This is a genomic window from Streptacidiphilus anmyonensis (assembly GCF_000787855.1).
Classification (GTDB): Bacteria; Actinomycetota; Actinomycetes; order Streptomycetales; family Streptomycetaceae; genus Streptacidiphilus; species Streptacidiphilus anmyonensis.
Genome location: NZ_BBPQ01000050.1, coordinates 1 through 23,655, shown reverse-complemented (window position 1 = coordinate 23,655; position 23,655 = coordinate 1). Strand labels below are relative to the sequence as shown.

The window sequence follows — 23,655 nt, the reverse complement described above, 5'->3', positions numbered from 1 at the left end:
AAGCGACATGCTGGCGAAGCGGCGCCAGTCCGTGATCCTCGCGGAGATCCGCCGGTGCGGCAGCGTGCGGGTGGGGGAGCTGTCCGCGCGCTTCGGCGTCTCCGACATGACGATCCGCCGGGACCTGGCCGAGCTGGCCCGCCTGGGCCTGGCCCTCAAGGTCCACGGCGGCGCGCTCCACGCCGACGGGGCGGGCGGCGTCGAGCCCGGTTTCGACGCCAAGACGGAGTGGGAGCCCGAGGCCAAGGACGAGATCGCCCGGCTCGCCGCGCGACTGGTCCGACCCGGCACGGCGATCGCCGTCTCCGCCGGCACGACCACCCGGGTCTTCGCGCGCCATCTGCTGCGGGTCGAGCGGCTCACGGTCGTCACCAACTCCGTGCGCGTCGCCGAGGTCTTCGCCGAGGCGCGGCGGCCCTCCAGGCCGGGCCCGACGGTCGTGCTGACCGGCGGGGTGCGCACCCCGAGCGACGCGCTGGTCGGCACCATGGCCGCGCTGGCCCTGCACGACCTCCACGTCGACCAGCTCTTCCTCGGCTGCCACGGCGTCGATCCCACGGCGGGCCTGACCACCCCCAACCTCGCCGAGGCGGAGACCAACCGCGCGCTGATCGACTGCGCGGGGAGCGTGGTCGTGCTCGCGGACCACAGCAAGTGGGGAGTGGTGAGCCTGTCCTCCTACGCGCCGCTGTCGGCGGTGGACACCCTGGTGACGGACGCCGGGCTGCCGACCGCGGCCCGCGAACAGGCGCGCGCCGCCGTCGGACGGGTGCTGGTCGCGGGCGGCTGACCTAGGCGGCGTACTGCCTGGCCGCCGCCTCCAGTGCGGTCTGGAGCCTGGCCGGATCGCGGTTCGTCACGAACGAGTTGAGCGCGGAGTCGATCGCGTTGTTCCACGCCGCGCGGGCCACCACGCCGTGGGTGAGCGAGCCGACGACCTGCTTGGTGGTCCACTCGACCATGGACCAGTTCGAGTACAGGTCGAACAGGCCCCGCTCGGTCGAGCCGATGACCGCACGCGGCGGGATCGCGCCCTTGACGGTGGTGAAGGAGTCCTGCCCGGCCTGGCTGCCGCACTCGACGAGCCAGGCGATGGCTGCCTCGCGGTCCTTCGCGCCCTTGGGCAGGGTGAAGCAGTCGGAGGCGAACAGGAAGGCCTCCGAGGTGCCGGGGGCGGTGGCCCAGGCGTAGTCGCGGTGGGGCGAGAGTCCGGCGAGGGTGAAGGTGGCCTCGGTCCAGTCGCCCATGATCTGGTAGGCCGCGCTGCCGTTGCCGACCATCGCGCTCGCCTGGTTCCAGGTGACCTCCGCGGTCGGGTTCACGGCCAGCGAGAGGATCTCGCGCAGCGCCTCGAGGGCCGCGGTGACCTGCGGGGAGCCCCAGTCGCCGCCGCGCCGCCACAGCGCCGGCCAGCCCGCCGAGCCGAGCTCGGCCAGCAGCAGGCACTCCATCAGATGCTTGAGCTGCCAGATCTCGTTCGGCGTCACCGAGATGGCCAGCGGGTTCTTGCCGGTCGCGGCGACCTTGTGCAGGGCGCTGACGAAGTCGGCGACGGACGCGGGCGCGGTCGGGACGCCGGCGCGCTCGCAGACGCGTCTGTTGGCCCAGATCAGGTTGATGTGGTGGATGTCGAGCGGCACCGACCACTGCTTGCCGCCGCGCTGGGTCAGCTGGAGCAGCGTGGGGCTGAGCAGCTTGTCCCAGCCCTGCTGCTGGTAGAGGAAGCCGAGGTCCTCCAACTGCCCGGCGTCGACGTAGTCGTCGAGCATCGCGCCGGCCTGGCCCTGGAAGGTGTCCGGCGGGTTGCCGGCCTTCAGGCGGCGGGCGAGCTCGGCCTTCGCGTTGGCGCCGGCGCCGCCGGCGACCGCGCGGTTGACGAAGTCGATGTGCGGGTTGTGCACGTGGAACTCGCTGACCAGGGAGGCGAGCGCGGCCGCCTCCCCGCCCTCGGTCCACCAGGAGAAGACCTCCAGGGAGGCGGGGGTTCCGGACGGTCCGGTGACGCTGGTGCTGCTGCTGGCGCAGCCGCTCAGCAGCGCCGTCCCCGCGCTGAGGCCGGCGAGACCGGCGGTGGCGAGGACGGCGCGGCGGCTGATGCTCATACGTGATGCCTTCTGGCTCGAACCGACGACGCCCCCGCACTGGGCGCTTGTGACGGTCCATGGCATCCGCATCAACTGTGGTGCGTCAAGGCACCTTTCAGCAGGTGAGACGAGGTACTCGAGGTGTTCTGACACCCCGTCGAGTGGTGTGGACCACTCTGTGCACGCCCTCCCTCACCAGGGTGCTGGGCGGCCGGCTCAGGGAAGCTGGAAGGTGGCCTGCACCGGGTAGTGGTCGCTCGGGGACTGGGTGTCGGTCTGACCCTGGGTCCAGCCCGCCTGCGGGTCGAAGTCGGTGGCCACGGACGGCAGCGCCAGCGGGGTCGGGCGGCCCGGCGCGTTCAGGTAGCCGATGTAGTCGAGGCTGTCCTGGTAGTTGCTCGGGAAGGACTCGACGCCGGACATGAACTGGCACCAGGCCGAGACGGGGCAGTCCATGGTGGTCAGCTGGGTCGGGTCGGTGGCGGGGGTGCCGAGCACGCCGCCCACCGCGTTCTGCGCGTTGGCGTAGTCGCCGCGCGAAGCGCCGCCGAAGTACTCGACGTTGAAGTCGCCACCGATGAGGACCGGGGCGGAGGAGCCGACGATCCCGTTCACCCAGCTCTTGATCTCGCCGAGCTGGGCGAGGCGGGTGGCCTGGGTGGTGTTCGTGGAGGTGCCGGACTGGTCGGCCTGGAGGTGCGTGCCGACGACCCAGGTGTTGACGCCGTTCTTGTCGATCTCGGCCAGCGCGGCGCCCTTGTTGGCGTCGTAGTCCCAGGTGCCCGACGTCGAGTTGGAGAAGACGTGGGCGTACTGGGCCTTGATCGGGTACTTCGAGAAGATCATGGTGCCGCCGTTGATGACGAACAGCGAGTTGGAGCAGTCCCCGCTGATGCCGTTCCAGCCGCCGCCGGAGCAGACCTGGCCGACGACGGGCGTGTGGTACGGGTACTGCGCGGCGAGCGCGCTCTCGATGTTGCTGGTCGAGCTGTGGTTGAACAGCTCGTCGAGGACCACCACGTCGGCGTCGTGCTGCTTGATGATCGACTCGACGACCGGCGTGCGGCCGGCGGCGTTCTCGTTCTCGGTGCTGTCGACGACGGAGGTGGCCAGGTCGACGTTCCAGGCGAAGACGGAGAGCGAGTTGCCGCTCGTCGTCGCCTGGGCGGCGGGCGCGACGGTCAGTCCGCCGACGACGGCGGTGGCTGCGGCGAGGGTGGTGGCGAGCAGAGCGCGCTTGCGCACGAGGGTCTCCTCGGTAGAGGCGGGCCGGTGCATGACGGACCTGCACGCTACTTACCGAGAGGTAAGTCCGGAAGAACGATGCATGAGCAGTAGTGAGCGGCCGACCGAAGACTCGGTCGACCGCTCACTTGTCCGGACTAGTTTCTGCCGAAGATCTTCACTTGTCTGGACTAGTTGCTTACTTGACCTACTTGGCCAGGCTCTCCAGGTACTGCGGGGTGACCGCGCCCGCGTAGACGGTGCCGTTGTCGGTGATCAGGACGTTGAACGCCTTGGTGGTGAACAGCGTGCCGCCGGGGACGGAGTGGCCGATGGACTGGAGCGCGGAGGCCATGCTGCCGCCCTTGCCGTTCTTCGCGTCCTTGGCGGTGGCAGAGGGGCTGATCTTGTAGACGGTCGTCCAGCCCGTGCCGATCATCTGCACGTCGTCGGCGTGGTCCTGCGCGCCCGGCGCGCCCTGGGGCTTCGGCGCGCCCGGCCGGGCGGGGGAGTGCGTCTGCTCGTGGCCCACCTGCGCACCGGACTTGGTGACCAGCTTCGCGCCCTGCGGCAGGGTGAAGTCGAAGGTGCTCGCGGCCGGCTCGGCGTAGCTGATCGACGCGAACCGCACGTCGGCGATCGGGCTGCTGCCGTCCGACGGGTCCACCTGGACCCCGAGCGGCATGTCCGTCCGCGCGTCCACGGACAGGCGGACGTCGCCGATCGTCGAGCCTTGCCCCTTCGGAGAGATGACGAGGACGTAGACCTGACGCCCCGCCACCATCGAGTTGCCGTCGACCGTGACCGAGCTGAACGGCGCGATCTCCTGGAGCATCCGTGCGGCGTCCGCCGGGGTGGTCATCGCCGGGGCGCTCGGATGCGTGGTGGCCTCGTCCGGGTTGATCCCGGTGTACTGGACGGCCTGGTTGCTCCGGCTGTCGTAGGACCAGGCCTCGGTGCCGTTGTGGACGAAACGGACCGTGCTGCCGGTGTCCGTGGAGCTGAACGCCTGGCGGTTCGGGCCGTCCATCGCCACGTCGAAGTCGTGCGTCCCCGACAGCAGGCTCAGCAACTGCTGCTGCGCCTGCTGGGCCTGGGGATCCGCGGACGCGCCCGCGCCGGACTTCGCGCCGAGCGCCGAGGGCAGCTGGGAGACCAGCTGCGAGGGCAGGCCGAGATCCACGGTCGACTCGATCGTGCCCGAGAAGACCTGCTGGTGGCTGCTGAGCGCCCGCGCCAGCAGGTTCTGCGCCGACACCGAGGGCAGCGAGGGCCCCGCCGCCAGCGCCGTGCCCGCGGCCACGGAGCCCGCCACGGCCGCCACGGCCGCCGACACCAGCACCAACCGCTTACGGCTCGTCCGGGCGGTGCTCCCTCGGTCGGTGTTGGTCGACATTGCTCGTCCCTCCGTCATGTTCTCCCCGGTCTCTCCCACGCTGCCATTGAACGCCTCCACCCCCGGACGCGGCATCGGCCCACGGGCGCAAAGCCGGTTCCACCCGTCGGACTACGCGACCCTGAGACGATCTCAGGGTTACTCGAGGGGCGGGCCAGCCGGGCCGCGTAAGGTTCACTGCATGAAGGAGCAGTCGAACGCGCAGCCGAGCGTGCCGAGCGTGCCGAGCGTGCCGAGCGTGCAGCCGACGGCGAACGCGATGCGCCGCGCCGTCCACCGGGCCCGGTCGGGGGTCGCCCTCGACGTCGCCGAGGCCGCGGTGCTGCTGCAGGCCCGAGGGGAGGCGCTCACCGAGCTCGCCGCGTCCGCCGCCCGGGTGCGCGACGCGGGACTGGAGGCGGCGGGCAGGCCCGGCGTCATCACGTACTCGAAGAGCGTCTTCATCCCGCTGACCCGGCTGTGCCGGGACACCTGCCACTACTGCACGTTCGTCACCGTCCCGGGCAAGCTGCGCCGCGCCGGCCACGGGATGTTCATGTCCCCCGACGAGGTGCTGGACGTCGCCCGCAAGGGCGCGGCGCTCGGCTGCAAGGAAGCGCTGATCACGCTCGGCGACAAGCCGGAGGACCGCTGGCCGGAGGCGCGCGAGTGGCTCGACGCGCACGGATACGACGACACGATCGCCTACGTCCGCGCCGTCTCCATCCGCATCCTGGAGGAGACCGGCCTGCTGCCCCACCTCAACCCGGGCGCGATGTCGTGGACGGACTTCCAGCGCCTGAAGCCGGTCGCCCCGTCCATGGGCATGATGCTGGAGACGACCGCGACCCGGCTGTGGTCGGAGCCGGGCGGCCCCCACTACGGCTCCCCGGACAAGGAGCCGGCCGTGCGGCTGCGGGTGCTGGAGGACGCGGGCCGGTCGTCGGTGCCCTTCACCTCCGGTCTGCTGATCGGCATCGGCGAGACCTACCAGGAGCGGGCGGAGTCCCTGTTCGCGCTGCGCCGGATCTCCCGGGCCTACCACGGCATCCAGGAACTGATCATCCAGAACTTCCGGGCCAAGCCGGACACGGCGATGCGCGGCATGCCCGACGCCGAGCTGGACGACCTGGTCGCCACGGTGGCGGTGGCCCGGCACATCCTGGGCCCGTCGGCCTGCCTCCAGGCCCCGCCGAACCTCGTCGAGGGTGAGTACGAGCGGCTGATCGGCGCCGGTGTCGACGACTGGGGCGGGGTCTCGCCGCTGACCATCGATCACGTGAACCCCGAGCGCCCCTGGCCGCAGATCGAGGAGCTGTCCGCACGCTCCCGGGCAGCCGGCTTCGAACTGCGCGAACGGCTCTGCGTCTACCCCGAGTACGTGCGCCAGGGCGAGCCGTGGCTCGACCCGCGGGTGCTGCCGCACGTCCGCGCCCTGGCGGACCCCGAGACCGGGCTGGCCCGCCCGGACGCGCTGCCGCTCGGCCTGCCCTGGCAGGAGCCGGAGGAGGTCTTCACCGCCTCCGGACGCACCGAGCTGCACGTCGAGGTCGACACGGACGGCCGGACCGGCGACCGCCGCGCGGACTTCGACGACGTCTACGGCGACTGGGACGCGCTGCGCGAGGTCGCCGCCGCCACCGGGGCGCCCGAGAGGCTCGACGCCGACGTGCGCGAGGCGCTGGCCGTCGCCGCCGACGACCCGCGCCGGCTGACGGACCCGCAGGCGCTCGCGCTCCTCCACGCCGACGGCCCCGCGCTGGACGCGCTCTGCTCCGTCGCGGACGCGGTGCGCCGGGACGTCGTGGGCGACACCGTCACCTACTGCGTCACGCGGAACATCAACTTCACCAACGTCTGCTACACCGGCTGCCGCTTCTGCGCCTTCGCGCAGCGGCGCACCGACGCCGACGCCTACACGCTCTCGCTGTCCCAGGTCGCCGACCGCGCCGAGCAGGCGTGGCAGGTCGGCGCGACCGAGGTGTGCATGCAGGGCGGCATCCACCCGGACCTGCCCGGCACCGCCTACTTCGACATCGCCCGCGCGGTGAAGGACCGCGTTCCCGGCATGCACGTGCACGCCTTCTCCCCGATGGAGATCGTCAACGGCGCGACCAGGACGGGGCTGTCCGTCCGGGACTGGCTCGCCCGGGCCAAGGAGGCCGGGCTCGACACCATCCCCGGCACCGCCGCCGAGATCCTCGACGACGAGGTCCGCTGGGTGCTCACCAAGGGCAAGCTGCCCGCCGCGACCTGGGTCGAGGTGGTCACCACCGCGCACGAGCTCGGCATCCGGTCCTCCTCGACGATGATGTACGGGCACGTCGACCAGCCCCGCCACTGGCTCGGCCACCTGCGGCTGCTGGCCGAGATCCAGGAGCGCTCCCTCGCGGCCGGACGGGGCGGCTTCACGGAGTTCGTGACCCTGCCGTTCGTGCACACCAACGCGCCCGTCTACCTCGCCGGCATCTCCCGGCCCGGCCCGACGATGCGCGACAACCGGGCCGTCACCGCCATGGCCCGGCTGCTGCTGCACGGGCGCATCCCCAACATCCAGACCAGCTGGGTCAAACTGGGCGCCGAGGGCGCCGCGGAGATGCTCCGCAGCGGCGCCAACGACCTGGGCGGCACGCTGATGGAGGAGACCATCTCCCGGATGGCCGGCTCCGCTTACGGCAGCTACAAGTCCGTCCGCGACCTGGAGGCGGTCGCCGCCGCGGCCGGCCGTCCGGCCGCCCAGCGGACCACCCTCTACGGCGAGGTCCCGGCGGAGCGCCGGGCCGCCGCCCTGGCCTCGGACGGGCACCTGCCGGAGCTGCTGCCGGTCGTCGAGTAGCGGCCCGTCACTCGAAGCGCAGACGCAGCGACTCCCGCTCGGCCTCCTCGACCTGGTCGACGGTCAGGCCGGGCAGGTCCAGCTGGGCCAGCGTCACCTCGGCGCTGGACGGCTGCGCGTCGGCCGGCAGCCACCGGCCGGGCTCCCACGCGCCGGCGCGCATCAGCGACTTGGGGCAGTGCGGGTAGACCTCCTCGACGTGCACCACCAGTGCCGTGACGGGCGGCTTGCCGACGGGGGTGAGCTGCGAGAGCAGCTCCGGGCGCGCCGAGACGCAGGCGCGGCCGTTGACGCGCAGCGTGGTGGGCCGGCCGGGGACGAGGAAGAGCAGGCCGACGCGCCCGGTCGCGAGGACGTTCTGCATCGTGTCGAGTCGCTTGTTGCCGGTCGCGTCGGGGATGACCAGGGTCCGCTCGTCCAGCACCGAGACGAACCCGGCCGGCCCTCCGCGCGGCGTCACGTCCGCCCGGCCCTCGGCGTCGGCGCTGCCGATCAGGACCAGCGAGGAGCAGGCGACGAGCCGCCGGGTCTGCTCGGTGAGGTGGTCGGTCTCCTTGCGGACCGAGTTCGGGTTCGGCTCCGGGTAGAGCTCGCGCAGCCGGTCGACGGTGGAGACGGCGTCGGCCCGCAGGGCGTCGAAGAGCGTGGCGGTGGTCGTGTCGGTGGTCCCCGTGTCGATCGTCATACGAACGACCATAGAAGACGGCCGCCGACGGGAGCGGGTCAGCGCATGATCTCGCCCGCGTTGACGAGGAGCGACTGGCCGGTGATGGCGCGGGCGCGCTCGGAGGCGAGGAAGATCGCGGCCTCGGCGACGTCGCCGTCGGTGGCCAGCTCCGGCAGGACGACCCGCTCGCTCAGACGCCCCACGACCTCCTCCCGCGGGACGTTCTCGCCGGTGGCGGTCCAGGTGACGTAGGCCTCCACCATCGGGCCCCACATCCAGCCCGGCAGCACGGTGTTGACGCGGATCCTGGACGGGCCGAGCTCCCGGGCCATGCTGTACATCGCACTGGTCAGCGCGCCCTTGGAGGCGGCGTACGCGGCCTGCCGGACCTGGGACGGGGCGGCGATGGCGGACTGGGTGCCGACGATGACGACCGCGCCGCCGCGTTCGCGCAGCGCGGGGAGGCAGGAGCGCGTCAGCTGGAGCGTGCCGATCAGGTTGACGTCGATGACCCGGCGCCACTCGTCGAAGTCGGCGTCCTCGAGCCCGCCGAAGGACTGGTCCATGGCGGCGACGTGGATCACCGCGTCGATGCGTCCGAAGCGCTCGACGGCGAGCGCGGCGAGGGCGTCGCAGCGCCCGGGGTCGGCGATGTCGGTGCGCTTCCACGCGGTGGTCCCCGGGCGGGTCGCCTCGATCTGCTCGGCGGTCTTGACCAGGTTCTCCTGTGTGCGCGCGCCGAGCACGACGTTGGCGCCGTCGCGGGCCGCGGCCAGCGCGACGCGGTGCCCGAGGCCCGGCCCGACGCCGGAGACCACGACCGTGCGTCCTTCGAGCAGCATGGCGATCCTCCCGGTGGGACTCTTGTCTGACGATCCGTCAGAATAGGGTGTCGGGCCGCAGGGGGCCAGAGTCGGGAGGGCGCGGGAGGGGGTGGTGAAGCGGTGTCAGAGTCCGGTGACGCCGGCGAGTTCCCAGAACCGCTCCAGCGGCTCCGTCTCCGGTTCGTCGGTCGCCGCCGTCGGGGCGCTGTTCGATCCCCACAGGGCGCTGGAGGTGGACCTCTCCGCGGCCAGGGCCTGGAGCGCGTGGGTGATCCACTCCTCCGACAGCATCGGGACGAGGTCGCGCACCGGCCGCACCTGGGCCTGCCAGCGGCCGTCGACCGCACGGCGCAGCAGCTCCTCCAGCTCCTCCTCGCGGGCGCAGGCGCGGATCAGCGCGGGCGGGGAGAGCTGCAGGGCGACGGCGAGGTCCCGGGTCTGGGTGCGGTCGCCGGTCCAGCGCACCTCCAGCTTCGCGTACTCGCGCGGGGTGACCCGGATCCGGCGGGCCACCTCCTCCTGCGGCAGGTCCAGGGCGAGCCGGTGGTCGCGCAGGGACTCGGCGCGGCCGCCCATCAGTTGGCCCGGAAGGCACCACAGCACGCGTGCGAGCGCGATCAGTTCACGTTCGGTGGGGTGTGCGGCGCCGGTCTCCCACGCGATGACGTGGGCAGGCGGCACGGGCATGGCGTACTGCTCGGCGAGCGAGCGGGCGACCATGGCGGGGCTCAGTCCGAGGGAGGAGCGCACGGCACGGGCGGCCGCCGGCTCGAACGGAACCGGGACGGAGGAGGCTGGGGTGCGTCTCGGCATGAATCGGAGGCTAACGGGACAAGGCGGGGCGGCCCAGGCAACGATCGCACAAGGCGTCCGGAGCACGGCCGGTTCTGCCCTGGAGCTTCCTCTGGGCAGTTCCGGTCATCTGACTTACCGTCAGCTCCATGACGGATGCGGATGACGCGGAAGAACTGCAGCGCTACACCGAACTGGCCGCTCGCGGCCCCTACGGCGTCGCCATCGGCAGTGCTCTGATCACCATGGTCGAGCCGCTGCCGGGCCACGAGTACGCCTACAACCGTTGGTACGAGGACGACCACTTCTACGCGGGCGCGACGGCCATGCCGTGGATGTTCGCCGGGCGGCGGTTCGTGGCCACCCGCGAGCTGCAACTGCTGCGGTATCCGGAGAAGTCCGCCGTCACCCAGGCGGCGGACCTGCCGGTCACCGCCGGGTGCTACCTGTCGGTCTACTGGGTCACCCAGGGCCGCCACGACGCCCACATGCGGTGGACGGTCCAGATCAACAAGCGGCTGAACCGGGACGGCCGCGTCTACCGCGACCGCACCCACGTCTTCACCGCCTTCCAGCAGCACGTCAGCACGTACTACCGGGACGGCGCGGCCGGCCCGCGCGACATCCACGCGCTGGACCACCCCTACCAGGGACTGGTGCTGGAGGTCATCGACACCGAGACGCCGGAGCAGCGGCGGCAGTTGACCGACTGGCTGATGGACCGGCACCTGCCGTCCCGGCTCAGGTCGGGCGGCCCGGCGACGCAGTCGCCCGCGGCGATGTGCACGATCTTCGAGCCGCTGCCGCTGCCGGTCGACCGGATGTCGTACGTGAAGCCGGTCGACGGGACGGACACCCGACTGACGCTGCTCTGGTTCCTGCAGCAGGACCCGCGCGAGTGCTGGGACGCCTTCACCGGCCTGGACGGGGAGGTGGCCGGGGCGGTCCCGGGCGCGCGGGTGGAGCTGGTGGCGCCGTTCCTGCCGACCCTGCCGGGGACCGACGCCTACGTCGACGAACTGCGCTGAGACGCGCTGCGGGAGGTGGGGTGCGGGAGGGGTGCGGGGAGGTGGGGTGCGCGGCGGGGGCGCGAGTCTGCCCCCGCCGGGCGGCGGTTCAGGCCCGGTCGAGGGAGCCGGTGGCGACCTCGGCGAGGAAGGACTGCCAGGCCTCGCGGGAGAACGCGAGGGACGGTCCGGCCAGGTCCTTGGAGTCGCGGACCATGACGGCGTCGGTGGGACGGGCGACCTCGACGCAGGCGTTGGCTCCGGAGTAGCTGGACTTGCGCCAGTCGAGGGCGCCGTCGCGGTGGTCCTCAGTGATCATTTCCATCTCCAGTTCGGGGAGAGCGAGCTGACGATCCGCTGATCGCGTTTACGGGTGTCAGTCTGCCCACACCGTCCCGCCGCTGGGAACCGTCGACTGTCGGCGTTCACTCATCCGAAAGGATTTGGAGGTCGCAGCGTGGCCGCCGCCCACCCGTGGTGTATTCTTCCGCGCCTTCGCGATCAGCGGGTGTGCAGTTTGGCGACCTTGTCCACGAGTTCGCGGGTCTGCTCCGGGCCGAGCGCCTGCGCCTGGAGGTGCTCGTAGAGGGTGGCGTAGGCGCGGACGTCCGACTCCTTCTCCAGATACAGGTCGCTGGTGACGCCCTCCAGATAGACGACCGTCGCGTCGGAGGCGTCGCGGTACTCCAGCACCGAGAAGTTGGCGGTCATGCCCGGGTGCGCGCCGACGCCGAACGGCAGCACCTGCACCGTCACGTGCGGCAGCAGGCTGGTCTCGATCAGCGCCTCCAGTTGCGCCCGCATCGTCTGCGGGCTCCCCACGACGCGGTGCAGCGCGGCCTCGTCGACGACCGCCCACAGGCGCAGCGGCTCGTCGTTCTTGCGCAGCAGGTCCTGGCGCACCATGCGGACGTCCGTCCGCTTCTCGATCTGCGCTGGCTGGGCCTCGGGCTGGATGCCCGCGACCACGGCGTGCGCGTACTCGCGCGTCTGCAGCAGGCCGGGGATGAACAGCGACTCGTAGGTGCGGATGGAGACCGCCTCGGCCTCCAGGCCGATGTAGACGCTGTAGGGGACGTCGCCGAAGGCGTGCCACCAGCCGCGCTGCCGCGACTCGCGGGCCATGGTCATCAGACCCTCGATCATCGCCGGATCGCTGACGCCGTAGACGTCGCACAGATCCCGCACGTCGCGCTGGCTGATGCTGCGGCGGCCGTTCTCCAGACGGCTGATCTTCGACTGGGAGACCAGCAGCTGCTGCGCGACCTCCTCCGCGGTGAGGCCTTTCTGCTCGCGCAGTCGGCGGAGCTCGGCCCCGAGACGGCGGCGGCGGACGGTGGGATTGACGCTGGCGGTCGACACGGTCTCTCCTGGGCATCGATGGACTGGCACGCCCCTATAGCCAGCCAGGATGCCATCCCGACACGCCCTCATGTGGCGCAATCGGCCCGCTTCTTGACGGATTGGCTCAGAGGCGGAACGATTCTGCGCCCACACCTGCCGCTCCGGAGACCTGATGAGTACGAGGAAGCGGCGGCGAAGGGTGGTTCGCCGCCGCTTCCGCTCGTGTCGCGTTTCGCGTGCCGTTCCCGGTGTTTCCCTTCCGGCGTGTCGCCGAGCGGACCGGCCTGTCTGACGGCCGGCCTGCCTGACGCCCGGCCTACCTGATGCCCGCGCGGACCATCCCGGTGACGACGGCGGGCCGGGCCGCCGGACGCGCGGCCGGACGGGCGCCGCCCGTGCGCACCTGCGTGGTCGGCATGCCGTTCTGCACGTCCATGACCGCGTGCGCGACCATGCCGCCGAGGGGGTCGTACCGGATCAGGTCGCGCAGGCGGGACCTGCATGACCGTCCCTCGTTGCCCGGGTACAGGTGCTTGCCCAGCCCGACCGAGTGGGCCAGGGCGGCGAGCGCGGCGGTGCGCGGGTCCGGGGGCACCCCGGTCCGGATCGCCGCGTCCAGGCGTTCCTTGATGGCACTGTTCGTGCAGTCGTCCGACGCCTGGTAGCGGGTCGTCGGCAACACTCCGCACACCTGGCCCGGCACGGCCTTCACCATCTCGCACCGTTCCAGGTGCGCGAGATAGGTCTGGCGCAGCCCCAGTCGCGGGCCGCCGATCCACTGTACGGCGCGCACCGCACTGCCACGTCTGCGCAGCAGTTCGAGCGCGTGATCGAGGGTCGGGTCGCCGGTCGGTCGCGGATTCACCACGGTGATCCGGTCTCCGTCCGGGACGATGCGTCCGGCCATGGCCAGCTCGACGAGCTGTGCTCCGGCCAGTCCGAGGTCGAGCGTCTGGGGCTGCGCCGTGGTACCCGTGGCCGGGTCCAGAGCGAGCAACAGCAGCTCCTCGGGAATTGTTCTGCGGCTCCTGCCCATCCAAGCCTCCCCGCGTGGATGCACAACAGAGTGACGCCTCTCACACCCCGCTGTCGAGAGGGCCTCGAATGTGACACCTCGCCGTGATCTTTCGGAACCGTCCGCAGGTGGCCTCTCGTCTGTTCCTGCGGCCGGTCAGCGGCCTGGCGAGCGCGGATGTGCGCGTGGGTGCAGGAGACTGGGTCCAGGCAGATGCGACATGAGCTTGAGGAGGCTGGGTTACGTGGGTGAGTCCCCCGACAGGTCGAACCGGACCGCGGGAGCGGAGGAGCAGCAGGAGGCGGAACGGTCGACGGTCGAGGCGGCCGTCCCGGCCGCGTCCACCCCCACGGACTCACCCACCCGCACCCTCCGCCCGCGCGAGGAGCGCGAGGGTGAGGGCGAGGAGGAGCGGGAGCAGGAGCCCGTGGCTGAGCACGAGGCGGCGGCGGAGAACGTCGAAGCCAAGCCCGAGGCCGAGGCCGAGGACGAGCCCGAGGCGGCGGAGCCTGAGCTCGACGCCGAGACGCGCCTGCTGCGTGCCGCCGTGGTCGAGAAGGCGTCGGAGGCGGACGCGAAGAAGCCCAGGACGGCGGAGGTTGACGCGGCGGAGGCCGAGGCCGACGAGCCCGCTGAGCCGGAGGCCGCGGACGGCAGCGCGACCCGCGTACTGCGTGCCGCCGTCGTCGGGAAGGCGCCCGAGGCTGAGGCCGCGGAGCCCACCGAGTCCGAGGCTGAAGAGGCCGAGCCCGCAGAGCCCGAGTCCACGGAGCCCGAGCCGGCGGTCGACGCCGAGACGCGCCTGCTGCGTGCCGCTGCGGTTCAGAAGGCGCTGGGGACCGCCGAGGCGGAGCAGCCCCCGGCCGAGGACGAGGCCGAAGAGGAGCCCATCGAGGCCGAGGACGAGGACGAGGCCGACGCCGAGTCCGAGCAGGAGCAGGAGCAGGAGCAGGAGCCGGAGGCCGAGGCAGACCCCGAGCCGGAGGCCGAGGCAGACCCCGAGCCCGAGCCGCAGAAGCCGCCGGTCGTGGCCGCGCGGCGGTCCATCGCCGATGACGAGACGCGGCCCATGTCCGCGTTCCCGCCGCTTCCGCCGCCGCCGGCTCCGCGGACGTCCGGGCCGGCCGCCGAGCCCGCACGGGGTGGGCCGGTCGGGGCGGCGACCGCCGTCGCGGAGTCGCCGGAGACGACCGTCGAGGCGATGGAGGTGCTGGCCGGTCTCAGTGCCCGGCCGATGACGCCGACGCGGATCGCGCTGCGGCGCGTGCGGCTCTACGGGACGCTGCTGGTGCTGCTCGTGCTGATCCTCGGCACGGTGCAGGTGCTGCGGCCGTTGCCGTCGCCGAAGCTTCAGCAGTCCGCGGTGGGGAGCTACGCGTTCGAGGGCGGGCAGCTCTCGCTCGCCTGGCCGGTCAACGGGCAGGCCGCCGTCTCCGTCCCCGGGCTCGGGATGATGGGGAAGAGCGGCAGCGGCAACCCGGTGCCGCTGGCGAGCGTGACCAAGATGATGACCGCGTACATCGTGCTGCACGACCATCCGCTGAAGACGGGCGAGCAGGGGCCGACGATCACCGTCGACCAGGGCGCGGTCAACGACTACAACACCGGCAGCAACTCCGGCGAGTCGGTGCAGAAGGTCTCGCCGGGGGAGAAGCTCAGCGAGTACCAGGCGCTGCAGATGCTGATGATCCCCTCGGCGAACAACATCGCCCGGCTGCTCGGACGCTGGGACGCCGGCACCGACGCCGCCTTCGTGCAGAAGATGCAGGCCACGGCGACGCAGCTGGGCATGGCGCAGTCGACGTACACGGACCCCAGCGGTCTGGACGCGACCACCCGCAGCACCGCCGAGGACCAACTGAAGCTGGCGACGGCGGCGATGGCGGACCCGGTCTTCCGCGAGGTCGTCGGTACACAGTCTTTCAACTCGCCGGAGAACGGGCTGACTCCGAACACCAACACGCTCGTCGGCAAGAACGGCGTGATCGGGATCAAGACCGGCACCAGCACGGCGGCGCTGGGCAACCTGGTCTGGGCGGCCGAGCAGCCCGTCGGCGGTGTCAGCCAGTTGATCGTGGGTGTGACGCTGAGCCAGCCGGCGGTCGGCGGCGGGCCGGGGCAGGGCATCCTCGACCAGGTGCTGGCCAACAGCAAGAAGCTGGTCCTCAGCGCCGAGCAGGCGCTCCAGGGCCACACCATCGCGCACAAGGGCGACGTGGTCGGCTACGTCGACGACGGGATGGGCGGCCGCACGCCGGTGGTGGCGACCGCGGACGTGCAGGTGGCCGGCTGGAGCGGGCTGTCGGTCGGCGTCTCGCTGCGGCCGCTGGACGGCAAGGCGATCCCGCACAGCGCGGCGGCCGGAACGGTCGTCGGCGAGCTGGTGGTCGGCAGCGGGCCGACGGCGCAGACGGTCCCCGTCGCGCTGCAGTCCGGACTGACCGCTCCCGGCTTCGGCGCGAAGCTGACCCGGCTGAGCTGACCCGGCTGTGTCGACCGAAATGACCTGACCGCACATCAGCTACGCGAAGCGCGCTCGTCCCGTCCGGGGCGGGCGCGCTTTTACGTCCGGCCGAAGGTGCATCAACCGGACATAGAACAGGGAAGGCTGACAAACCACGGGGGCAAATCGGGCAATTAGGCGAAGCGACTCTGTGAATCCTGTCGGCCGGGCGTGACGGACCTCTCAAAGCCTGGGTGCTGGCTTGAGGTTTGCCGTCCGATCTGCCTACGGTCACGCCCAGCCGCACTTAAGCGGAACTGACATCTCCGGAACGCCGAGTCCTGCCGCCGGGGAAGGTCAGACGTCATCCGGACGCACACCACGGCAGGAGCGGGGGACCCAGGTAAGTCGCCGCGGAACGCAGACCGCGGCTAGGGGTGAAGCCGTGCCACAGCACGGCCGGGCGACTCCGGCCCGAACCCGACAGCTCACCTCGCAGGCGTGGGAGAGGACCACCTCATGCTGTTCAGCAGCACGGGCCGCCACCGCGCGCCCAGCTCCGCCCGTCTCATCTCCAAGCGCCTCGTCGCCACCGTCGGCCTCACCGGCGCCGGCATGGCCCTCCCGCTGGTCACCGCGACCGGCGCCCACGCCGCCACGGTCTCCACCTGGGACGCCGTCGCCCAGTGCGAGTCCTCCGGCAACTGGTCCATCAACACCGGCAACGGCTACTACGGCGGCCTGCAGTTCGACCAGTCCACCTGGGACGCCTACGGCGGCCAGCAGTACGCCTCCCGCGCCGACCTGGCCACCAAGGACCAGCAGATAGCCGTCGCCGAGAAGGTCCTGGCCGGCCAGGGCCCGACCGCGTGGCCCGTCTGCGGCCCGCAGGCCGGCCTGTCCCAGGGCGGCCCCGCGCCGACCCTGAGCACCTCGGGCTCCTCCGGCTCGTCCAGCTCGACCGCCGCCTCGACCCCGTCGAGCGGCAGCTCCACGTCCGGCGGCTCCACGTCCGGCGGCTCCTCCGCCGGCGACGAGGGCAGCGAGTCCGCCCCCGCCGCGCACTCGGCCCACGCCGCCCACGGCACCTACACGGTGCGCCCGGGCGACTGGCTGTCCACCATCGCCCAGAAGCAGCACGTCTCCGGTGGCTGGCAGCGCCTCTACCAGATGAACAAGGCGGAGCTGACGAAGGGTCCGGACTGGATCTACCCGGGTCAGAAGCTGGTCCTCGGTGGCAGCGCCTCCCCGGCCCGCACCAGCTCGGACGCGTCGACCACGACGTCGTCGTCGGCCGCCGCCGGCAGCACCTCCGCGACCACGACCGCCGCGACCACCTCGGTCCCGCAGGGCGCGTCCGCCGCGGCGGCGTCGGCGATCGCGTTCGCCGAGGCGCACGTGGGCGACGCCTACGTCTACGGCGGCACCGGCCCGAACGCCTGGGACTGCTCCGGCCTGGTCCAGGCCGCCTACGCCCAGGCCGGCGTCAACCTGCCGCGCACCGCCGCGGACCAGGCCTCGACCACCACGATCATCCCGGTCTCCCAGGCCCAGCCGGGCGACCTGCTGTTCTGGTCCAACGACGGCTCGGCCGGCGGCGTCTACCACGTCGCGATCTACGTCGGCAACGGCCGCTTCGTCGAGGCCGCCAACCCGAGCTCCGGCGTCAAGTGGGAGACCGTCTCCAACTACACCCCGGACTTCGCCGGCCGCATCGGCTGACCGACCGCGATCTGCGGTCCGCGCTCAGCGGACATCCGCGGTCGTCCTCTCCTCACGCACCCGGAGTGCCGGACAGCCTGTCCTGGTACTCCGGGTGTCGTGTCAGCCAGTCCTTGATGAACGGGCAGGTCACCTCGACCACGACGCCCCGGCGGATACCGTCCTCGACGGCCGTCCGCGCCAGCAGTCCGCCGATGCCGAGGCCCTCGTAGGCGGGGCCGACGACGGTGTGCTGGTAGACCACGCGGTGGTCGTCGCGCACATAGGAGGCGAAGCCGACCAGCTCGCCCTCGATCCGCGCCTCGAACCGGTGCGCCTGCGGCGCGTCCGCGACCGTGACCTCCGCCTCGCTCGTGCTCATCCTCGCCGCCTCCTCCTCGCGTCTGCCCTCGCCTTGCAGTCTCAACCATCCGGGCGGTGCGCGAGCGAACGGACACGCCCGTCGAGCCCGACCGACTTGGAAGACGCATCTCGGATGCCAGTTTTCTTGGGCCGGGCGGCGGCGCGCCGTAGGCTCAAGGCATGCACCTGATGAAGTCCACCGACCTCGCCCTGCGGCTGCTGATGCGGCTCGCGGTGCGGCCGGCCGCGGACGGGCCGTTGGGGTCCGGTGCGGCGCCGACCACGCGGGAGGTCGCCGAGGCGCTCGGGGCGGCCTACACGCACATGGCGAAGGTGGTCGCCCGGTTGCAGCACCTCGGCCTGGTGGAGGCCCGGCGGGGCCGCGGCGGCGGGCTGGAGCTGACGGTCGCCGGGCGGGCGGCCTCGGTCGGGGCGGTGGTGCGCACCTTCGAGGGCTCCGGCGATCTGGCGGACTGCGTCGGCGACGACGAGTCCTGCCCGCTCAACGCGGCGTGCCGGCTGCGCGGCGCGCTGCGGCAGGCGCAGGAGGCGTTCTACGCCTCGCTGGACCGGGTCCTGGTGGAGGACGTGGTCGCGGCGCCGACCGGGCCGCTGCTGCTGGCGATCAGCAGGCGGCCCGGCGGCGGGGACTGAGGGTCCGACGGTTCCACGCCGGCTCGGCTGTTACCGGTGGCCGAGCCACAGGTCGGGGCCGAAGACCTCGTAGTGGATGTCGGCGGCGGCGACGCCCCCGGCCAGCAACTGGGCGCGCACCGCGCGCATGAAGGGCAGCGGGCCGCACAGGTAGGCGACGGCCCCCGCGGGGATCGGGGCGCCCTCCAGGTCCACCAGGCCGGAGCGGTCGGCGGGCTCGGCGTCGCGCTCGTAGAAGTAGAGGGTGCGGCCCTGCGGGAGCTTGCCGGTCAGCGCGGTCTGCTCGGCGCGCAGCGCGTGGTCGGCGGGGGAGCGGTCGCCGTGGACGACCAGGACCGGCGGCCGGTGGCCGCGGTTGTGCAGCTCGTGCAGCAGCGACAGCATCGGGGTGATGCCGATCCCGGCGGAGGCCAGAACGATCGGGCGGCCCGCGAGGTCGTCCCCCTGCCCCGGACCGCCCAGCTCCGGGCCGCCCAGCTCCGGACCGCCCAGCACGAGATCGCCGAAGGGCGCGGAGACGCGCAGTGTGTCGCCGACCCTGACGTGGTCGTGCAGGTGGCCCGAGACCTCGCCTGCCGGGGTGGTCGCGCCGGCGCGCTCGCGCTTGACGCTGATCTGGCGCACCGTCGCGTCGGTGGCGCCGACCAGGCTGTACTGGCGGATCTGGCGGGCGCCGTCGGCCAGCTCGACCTGGACCGAGACGTACTGTCCGGCGCGGTACGGCAGCGGCCGCGCGTCCTCGCCGACCGGGCGGAGCAGGAAGGAGACCACGTCGGCGGTCTCCTCGGTGCGGCCGACGACCTCCCACTCGCTCCAACTGCCGCCGGGCAGGCAGCCCTGCTCGGCGTAGAGGCGCTCCTCGACGGCGATCAGTGCGTTCGCCATCAGCCAGTAGACCTCGTCCCAGGCGGCGGCGACCTCGGGGGTGACCGCCTCGCCCAGCACCTCGACGATGGCGGCGAAGAGGTGCCGGTGGACGACCTCGTACTGGGCGGGGGCGACGCCGAGGGAGGCGTGCTTGTGGGCGATGCGGCGCAGCATGGCGTCGGGGCGGGTGTCGGGGTGCTCCAGCAGGTGGGTCGCGAAGGCGGCGATGGACCCGGCCAGCGCCTGGCGCTGGGTGCCGGCGGCCTGGTTGCCGCGGTTGAACAGGTCCCGCAGCAGTTCCGGGTGGGCTTCGAACAGCTTCGCGTAGAAGAGCTCGGTGATCTCGCCGATGGCCGCGCCGACGGCGGGCAGGGTGGCGCGGACGACGGGGGCCGACTTCGCGGAGAGCATGGGTGACTCCTGGAGTGGTGCTCGGTCGGCGGGCGTCCCGATGACGTCCCGAGCCGACCGCCTCAAGCTAACATGCACCGCAGATGCATATTTAAGCCGGGGGTGGAGTCAGGGCGCTTGGCCCTCGTCGGGGTGCCGGAGAAAGGCTGACGGCCCGAGCTGGGTGATCCCCCCGTGCCACCCGGCTCGGACCGGCAGTCCTGACGATATGGACACCGGTCCTAGATCCGTCCTAGGTTCGTCCTGGTCAACACGTCATGTCCCCGCCGAGAACGGGCGGGGACCGCCCGGTGCGGGGTGACGGGGTGACGGGGCGGCGGAAGCAGCCAGGCAGCGGGAACGACGGGGAGCAGCGGGGAGCGGTGGGCACACGACAGGCGGACGTCCGGATGGGGGTCCTCGGGCCCCTGCGTGCGGAGATCGACGGCCGCGAGGTCGCGCTCGGCGGGCCCCGCGTCGCCAAGGTGCTCGCCGCGCTGCTGCTCGATCCGGGCCGGACCGTTCCGATGGACCGCCTGGTCGACGTCATGTGGGACGACGGCGGACCGGCCACCGCGGTACGCCAGGTGCAGGACGCGGTCTCCGGCCTGCGCCGCGCCCTCGCCGACGCGGGCGCACCCGGCCTGGTCGTCACCCGGCACGGCGGCTACCAGCTCCGGCTGGCCGCCCATCAGCTCGACCTGCTCGCCTTCGAGCAGGCCCGCCGCGAGGCCCTCGGCGCCGAAGCGGGCGCCGCCTCGGACGCCCCCGCCGGTGCCGCCTCGGGCGCTGCCGATCCCGAGCTCGTCGTCAGCGGGCTGCGCCGCGCCCTCGCCTGCTGGCGCGGCCCCGCCCTCGCCGGTCTCACCGGCGCGACGCTCCGCACCGAGGCCGAACGACTCGACGCGCTGCGCGTCGCCGTGCAGAAGCAGTGCCTGGAGGCGGAGTTGGTCCTCGGCCGCCATCAGGAGGTCGTCGCGGAACTGGCCGCCCTGCACGCCGGGCAGCCGCTGGACGAGCGCGTCGCGGAACTGCGCCTGCTGGCGCTGTACCGCAGCGGCCGCCGGGGCGAGGCACTGGAGGTCTACCGCCAGGTCCGGCGGAGGCTCGCGGACGAGCTCGGCGTCGACCCGGCTCCGGCGCTGCGGCGCACCCATCAGGGGATCCTCGCCGCCGACCCGGCGCTGGCGGCGGCGCCCACGCCCGCGCGCGCCGCTCCCGCTTCGGGAGCCGGGGCCGGGGGGGCCGCCGCTGCCGACGTGGTGATCCCTCGTCAGCTCCGACCCGGCCTGCGGGACTTCACCGGACGCCAGGTGCTCGTCGCGCGGCTGCGCGAGGCGCTGGCCGACCGGGACGAGAACGGCGGCGCGGCCACGGTCGCCGTGCTGGCCGGGCCGGGCGGCGCCGGCAAGACCTCCCTCGCGCTGCATGTCGCGCACCAGGCCGTGGACCGCTTCCCCGACGGGCAGCTCCAGGCGGACCTGCACGGCTTCGGCGGCACCCCGGCCGAGCCGGGCGAGGTGCTGGCCCGCTTCCTGCGCGGCCTCGGCATCCCGCAGCGGCGCATCCCGCAGGACGTCGAGGAGCGCGAGTCGCTCTTCCAGACCACGCTGGCCGGACGCCGGATCCTGCTGCTGCTCGACAACGCCCGCGACGCGGCCCAGGTCCGGCCGCTGCTGCCCGCCTCCGGCGGCTGCGCGGTGCTGGTCACCAGCCGCAGCACCCTCCCCGGACTGGACGGCGCGCGCCGCTTCTCCGTCGGCGTGCTGCCCGAGGACGAGGCCGCCCGACTCTTCGGCAGGATCGTCGACTCCCCGTCCGTCGAGGCCGAGCCGGAGGCCGTCGCCGAGGTGCTTCGGCTGTGCGCCGGGCTGCCGCTGGCGATCCGGATCGCCGCCAGCCGCCTCGCCTGCCAGCCCGGCTGGAAGGTCGCCACCCTCGCGGCGCGGCTGCGCGGCCAGGACCACCGCCTGGACGAGCTCCACGTCGAGGACCGCGCCGTCCGCGGCTGCTTCGCGGTCGGCTACGAGGCGCTGGAGCCGGCCGCGGCCCGCGCGTTCGCCGTCATGAGCGCCTGGAGCGGCCCGGACTTCACGCCCGAGTCGGCGGCGGCCATGCTGCGCACGTCGCTCTCGGAGGCCCGCCGGCTGCTGGAGGCGCTGGCCTGCACCCACCTGCTGGAGGCCCGCCGCGGCGAGTCCGGCAGCGCCGAGCGGTACACCTTCCACGACCTGGTCCGCGTCTACGCGCAGGAGTGCGCGCGCGAGTCCTTCGAGGCCGAGTGCGCTCCGGCGGCGGAGCGCCTCGCGGCCTGGTACGCGCACGCCACCGACCACGCGTCCAACCTGCTCCACCGCGAGCACACCCTGCTGTGCGCAACGGAGCCCCGTCCCTGCCCCGGAGGCCTGCCCGACTTCACCGACCGCGGTTCGGCACTCGCCTGGTACCAGGACGAACGCGCCAACCTGACCGAGGCGGTGCTGCTGAGCGCCCAGGGCGAGCCGACCCCGGTCACCTGGCGGCTGGCCTCCGCGATGCACATCTTCGCCGTGCAGAGCGGCAACTGGCGGTCCATCCGCTCGGTCAACCTGATCGGCCTGGCGAGCGCCCGCCGCCTCGGTGACCGCCTCGGGCAGGCCTGGATGCTGCTCGGCCTCAGCATCTCCTACATCGGCATGGGCGATCTGGTGCTGGCCGAGCGCCGCGCCCTCGAGGCCCTGGAGCAGGCGGACCTCTCGGGCGACCGCAACGCCCACACCACGACGATGTCCCACGTCGGCCTCGTCATGCACCACCTGGGACGCTACGAGGAGGCGGCCCACTGGCACGGCCTCGCCGTGGCCGACGGCCGCATGGCCGACAAGCCGGGCTTCCACGCGGCGACCCTCAACAACCGCGGCTACGCCTTCCACGCCCTGAAGCGCTACGCGGAGGCGGCCGAGTGCTACGACGCCGCCCTCGCCGTCCTCCAGTCCGCACCGGAGCCGGTCCCCTACGTCGAGGCCGGCCTGCTGGACAGCCTCGGCCAGACCCGCCTGCGCCTGGGCCGCACCGAGGAGGCCGCCCTCGCCTTCCGCCAGTCCGCCACCCTCCGCGCGGAACTCCGCGACGCCGACGGCCAGGCCGCCACCCTCGACCGCCTCGGCGACCTCCACGCCACCGCCGGCCGCCCCGACGCCGCCCACGCGGCCTGGACCGAAGCCCTCACCGCCCTCCACGGCCGCGACAACCCCCTCACCGCCTCCCTCGAAACCAAGCTCGCCGACCTCGGCGCCCGCTACTGAGCCTGCGCACACGCTGCGCCCACCACCCGTCCACTCCGCGTCCGCACCGCCCGGTGATCCGCTACGCTGTCAGGGGTTACCACCTCATGCCTCATTAGCTCAGGGGATAGAGCACGGCTCTCCTAAAGCCGGTGTCGCAGGTTCGAATCCTGCATGGGGCACACGCGCAAACGCCCCGGACCGATCATGGTCCGGGGCGTTTGACGGTAGTAGGTGACGGCAACGGGTCCGTTCGCTCTGCTCAGCGGATGCCTTCGACGTCGGACAGCGACATGTCGACCGTGGCCGGATCGCCGAAGATCAGCACTAGCACACCGACCCGGCTGCGCTCGTGGTCGACGGACTGAATCGTGACGGTGTGGCCTGGGGCCGCCGGTCACCCTGACTGTGTCTCCCGCCTTCAGCCCGTGCCAGCCAGACATGCTGTTCCCTGGGTTGATGGAGGGGGTGGGGCTCGGGCTGCACGAGAACCCGGGGCCGAACTCGGGGCTCTCTTGTGAGCCACCCCCCTTGATCGCGGTGTCCCTCTGCTGAGGCCCCTGCCCGATCCAACGCCGCAGACAGTAGACCGTGGCACTGACAAGCACTTGCGGGGGGGCTCGCAAGCAACATGGGGAGGGCTCTGACCAGCGCTTCTGCGCTGCTACTGTGCGCGCATGCTCGAAACGAACCCCGAAACGCTCCCTGCAAATGCTGCGACGCGACGCGCGTCCGGGCCACCGCTCGGCAGCAACGCCTTCGCGCGGGCCGCCGCAGGCTTCGGCGTTCTTGGGCTGTTCCCGATT

The 23,655-nt window shown here is 72.5% G+C and carries 18 protein-coding genes, 1 tRNA gene and 1 riboswitch; of the genes, 8 read left to right on the top strand and 11 right to left on the bottom strand.

Going from position 1 to position 23,655, the window contains the following annotated elements; translation table 11 throughout:
* The first annotated feature begins 7 nt into the window (after positions 1-7).
* Positions 8-790: a DeoR/GlpR family DNA-binding transcription regulator gene (locus tag TR50_RS30605; RefSeq protein ID WP_042429578.1), complete on the top strand. Its 783-nt coding sequence runs from the start codon at positions 8-10 to the stop codon at positions 788-790.
* A gap of 1 nt (position 791) precedes the next feature.
* Here the strand turns inward: TR50_RS30605 and TR50_RS30600 are convergent, their stop codons facing one another.
* From TR50_RS30600 to TR50_RS30590, 3 genes are all read right to left on the bottom strand, one after another.
* Positions 792-2,102: an ABC transporter substrate-binding protein gene (locus TR50_RS30600; protein ID WP_042429576.1), complete on the bottom strand. Its 1,311-nt coding sequence runs from the start codon at positions 2,100-2,102 to the stop codon at positions 792-794.
* 198 nt (positions 2,103-2,300) lie between these two features.
* Positions 2,301-3,329 (bottom strand): sphingomyelin phosphodiesterase, encoded by a 1,029-nt coding sequence (locus TR50_RS30595; protein WP_236654651.1) that lies wholly within the window; start codon positions 3,327-3,329, stop codon positions 2,301-2,303.
* Between the two features lie 187 nt (positions 3,330-3,516).
* Positions 3,517-4,704, bottom strand: a complete 1,188-nt coding sequence (locus TR50_RS30590; RefSeq protein ID WP_042429571.1) for a LolA family protein — start codon at positions 4,702-4,704, stop codon at positions 3,517-3,519.
* Positions 4,705-4,885: 181 nt separating this feature from the next.
* On the opposite strand from TR50_RS30590, the gene TR50_RS30585 reads away from it, so the two are divergent.
* Complete coding sequence (locus TR50_RS30585) at positions 4,886-7,519, top strand: bifunctional FO biosynthesis protein CofGH (RefSeq protein ID WP_084701247.1); 2,634 nt, start codon at positions 4,886-4,888, stop codon at positions 7,517-7,519.
* A gap of 7 nt (positions 7,520-7,526) precedes the next feature.
* On the opposite strand, the gene TR50_RS30580 is transcribed toward TR50_RS30585, so the two are convergent.
* From TR50_RS30580 to TR50_RS30570, 3 genes are all read right to left on the bottom strand, one after another.
* Positions 7,527-8,204 carry an MSMEG_1061 family FMN-dependent PPOX-type flavoprotein gene (locus TR50_RS30580; RefSeq protein ID WP_042429568.1) on the bottom strand — a complete coding sequence of 226 codons (678 nt, stop codon included), beginning with the start codon at positions 8,202-8,204 and terminating at the stop codon, positions 7,527-7,529.
* A gap of 38 nt (positions 8,205-8,242) precedes the next feature.
* Positions 8,243-9,028 carry an SDR family oxidoreductase gene (locus TR50_RS30575; protein ID WP_042429565.1) on the bottom strand — a complete coding sequence of 262 codons (786 nt, stop codon included), beginning with the start codon at positions 9,026-9,028 and terminating at the stop codon, positions 8,243-8,245.
* Between the two features lie 105 nt (positions 9,029-9,133).
* Positions 9,134-9,823: a helix-turn-helix domain-containing protein gene (locus TR50_RS30570; protein ID WP_063775174.1), complete on the bottom strand. Its 690-nt coding sequence runs from the start codon at positions 9,821-9,823 to the stop codon at positions 9,134-9,136.
* A gap of 128 nt (positions 9,824-9,951) precedes the next feature.
* Here TR50_RS30570 and TR50_RS30565 point away from each other — a divergent pair, with 128 nt between their 5' ends.
* The gene (locus TR50_RS30565; protein WP_042429562.1) at positions 9,952-10,830 is read left to right on the top strand and encodes a hypothetical protein; all 879 of its coding nucleotides are present in this window, start codon (positions 9,952-9,954) and stop codon (positions 10,828-10,830) included.
* Between the two features lie 88 nt (positions 10,831-10,918).
* Here TR50_RS30565 and TR50_RS30560 read toward each other — a convergent pair whose 3' ends face one another.
* The 3 genes from TR50_RS30560 to TR50_RS30550 all read right to left on the bottom strand — a co-directional run bounded on the left by TR50_RS30560 (position 10,919) and on the right by TR50_RS30550 (position 13,189).
* Positions 10,919-11,128 (bottom strand): DUF397 domain-containing protein, encoded by a 210-nt coding sequence (locus tag TR50_RS30560; protein WP_152648729.1) that lies wholly within the window; start codon positions 11,126-11,128, stop codon positions 10,919-10,921.
* Between the two features lie 182 nt (positions 11,129-11,310).
* Entirely contained in the window at positions 11,311-12,171 is an 861-nt protein-coding gene (locus TR50_RS30555) for a helix-turn-helix domain-containing protein (protein WP_042429555.1), read from the bottom strand.
* Between the two features lie 298 nt (positions 12,172-12,469).
* Positions 12,470-13,189 carry a GOLPH3/VPS74 family protein gene (locus tag TR50_RS30550; protein ID WP_042429552.1) on the bottom strand — a complete coding sequence of 240 codons (720 nt, stop codon included), beginning with the start codon at positions 13,187-13,189 and terminating at the stop codon, positions 12,470-12,472.
* Between the two features lie 223 nt (positions 13,190-13,412).
* On the opposite strand from TR50_RS30550, the gene TR50_RS30545 reads away from it, so the two are divergent.
* Positions 13,413-15,650, top strand: coding sequence for a D-alanyl-D-alanine carboxypeptidase family protein (locus TR50_RS30545; RefSeq protein WP_052441540.1), 2,238 nt, complete (start codon positions 13,413-13,415; stop codon positions 15,648-15,650).
* A gap of 324 nt (positions 15,651-15,974) precedes the next feature.
* Positions 15,975-16,126: riboswitch (cyclic di-AMP (ydaO/yuaA leader) on the top strand.
* Between the two features lie 4 nt (positions 16,127-16,130).
* Positions 16,131-17,333, top strand: a complete 1,203-nt coding sequence (locus TR50_RS50020) for a transglycosylase family protein (protein WP_063775173.1) — start codon at positions 16,131-16,133, stop codon at positions 17,331-17,333.
* A 52-nt stretch (positions 17,334-17,385) separates the two neighbouring features.
* On the opposite strand, the gene TR50_RS30535 is transcribed toward TR50_RS50020, so the two are convergent.
* Positions 17,386-17,694, bottom strand: coding sequence for a GNAT family N-acetyltransferase (locus TR50_RS30535; RefSeq protein WP_042429549.1), 309 nt, complete (start codon positions 17,692-17,694; stop codon positions 17,386-17,388).
* A 161-nt stretch (positions 17,695-17,855) separates the two neighbouring features.
* Here TR50_RS30535 and TR50_RS30530 point away from each other — a divergent pair, with 161 nt between their 5' ends.
* Complete coding sequence (locus TR50_RS30530; protein WP_042429546.1) at positions 17,856-18,329, top strand: RrF2 family transcriptional regulator; 474 nt, start codon at positions 17,856-17,858, stop codon at positions 18,327-18,329.
* Positions 18,330-18,359: 30 nt separating this feature from the next.
* On the opposite strand, the gene TR50_RS30525 is transcribed toward TR50_RS30530, so the two are convergent.
* Positions 18,360-19,607: a globin domain-containing protein gene (locus TR50_RS30525; protein ID WP_042429543.1), complete on the bottom strand. Its 1,248-nt coding sequence runs from the start codon at positions 19,605-19,607 to the stop codon at positions 18,360-18,362.
* 362 nt (positions 19,608-19,969) lie between these two features.
* On the opposite strand from TR50_RS30525, the gene TR50_RS30520 reads away from it, so the two are divergent.
* Both TR50_RS30520 and TR50_RS30515 read left to right on the top strand, forming a co-directional pair.
* Positions 19,970-22,870: an AfsR/SARP family transcriptional regulator gene (locus TR50_RS30520; protein ID WP_160311213.1), complete on the top strand. Its 2,901-nt coding sequence runs from the start codon at positions 19,970-19,972 to the stop codon at positions 22,868-22,870.
* Positions 22,871-22,958: 88 nt separating this feature from the next.
* A tRNA-Arg gene (locus TR50_RS30515) sits at positions 22,959-23,031 on the top strand.
* Positions 23,032-23,655 lie beyond the last annotated feature (624 nt).

Excerpts from the sequence above, each read along its gene's own strand:
- TR50_RS30575 (WP_042429565.1), bottom strand. The coding sequence starts at position 9,028 with ATGCTGCTCGAAGGACGCACGGTCGTGGTCTCCGGCGTCGGGCCGGGC.
- TR50_RS50020 (WP_063775173.1), top strand. The coding sequence starts at position 16,131 with ATGCTGTTCAGCAGCACGGGCCGCCACCGCGCGCCCAGCTCCGCCCGT.
- TR50_RS30605 (WP_042429578.1), top strand. The coding sequence starts at position 8 with ATGCTGGCGAAGCGGCGCCAGTCCGTGATCCTCGCGGAGATCCGCCGG.
- TR50_RS30590 (WP_042429571.1), bottom strand. The coding sequence starts at position 4,704 with ATGTCGACCAACACCGACCGAGGGAGCACCGCCCGGACGAGCCGTAAG.
- TR50_RS30565 (WP_042429562.1), top strand. The coding sequence starts at position 9,952 with ATGACGGATGCGGATGACGCGGAAGAACTGCAGCGCTACACCGAACTG.
- TR50_RS30530 (WP_042429546.1), top strand. The coding sequence starts at position 17,856 with ATGCACCTGATGAAGTCCACCGACCTCGCCCTGCGGCTGCTGATGCGG.
- TR50_RS30580 (WP_042429568.1), bottom strand. The coding sequence starts at position 8,204 with ATGACGATCGACACGGGGACCACCGACACGACCACCGCCACGCTCTTC.
- TR50_RS30560 (WP_152648729.1), bottom strand. The coding sequence starts at position 11,128 with ATGATCACTGAGGACCACCGCGACGGCGCCCTCGACTGGCGCAAGTCC.
- TR50_RS30585 (WP_084701247.1), top strand. The coding sequence starts at position 4,886 with ATGAAGGAGCAGTCGAACGCGCAGCCGAGCGTGCCGAGCGTGCCGAGC.
- TR50_RS30550 (WP_042429552.1), bottom strand. The coding sequence starts at position 13,189 with ATGGGCAGGAGCCGCAGAACAATTCCCGAGGAGCTGCTGTTGCTCGCT.
- TR50_RS30525 (WP_042429543.1), bottom strand. The coding sequence starts at position 19,607 with ATGCTCTCCGCGAAGTCGGCCCCCGTCGTCCGCGCCACCCTGCCCGCC.
- TR50_RS30570 (WP_063775174.1), bottom strand. The coding sequence starts at position 9,823 with ATGCCGAGACGCACCCCAGCCTCCTCCGTCCCGGTTCCGTTCGAGCCG.
- TR50_RS30600 (WP_042429576.1), bottom strand. The coding sequence starts at position 2,102 with ATGAGCATCAGCCGCCGCGCCGTCCTCGCCACCGCCGGTCTCGCCGGC.
- TR50_RS30535 (WP_042429549.1), bottom strand. The coding sequence starts at position 17,694 with ATGAGCACGAGCGAGGCGGAGGTCACGGTCGCGGACGCGCCGCAGGCG.